The following is a 284-nucleotide window of genomic DNA, read 5'->3' on the forward strand; positions in this document are numbered from 1 at the left end:
GTGACACGCCTCGCGCACGGGCACCAAGGGCTCCATGTATCCCGGCCACCTCTCTAGGCGGGAGGCATGGCGATGATCATCGACATGGCAAAGGCGGTGCGCATTGAGGACGAGATCGCGCGCCGTGGCATCAGGCTGATCGGTCGCAGGCCTGAACGTGTCGGGCCTTGTCCTGCCTGCGGTGGCCGTGACCGCTTCTCGATCAACATCCGCAAGCAGGTTTTCAACTGTCGCGCCTGCGGCGTCGGTGGCGATGTCATCGCCCTGGTGCAGCACCTCGACGG

General features: G+C 65.1%; 1 protein-coding gene. It reads left to right on the forward strand.

The window, feature by feature from the left end; all coding sequences use genetic code 11:
• Window positions 1–66: 66 nt before the first annotated feature.
• Window positions 67–284: CHC2 zinc finger domain-containing protein (locus AC0L3J_RS37990; protein ID WP_473350541.1), on the forward strand; the 218-nt coding region annotated here is incomplete at its 3' end.

The organism is Bradyrhizobium sp. Kon37 (assembly GCF_055807535.1).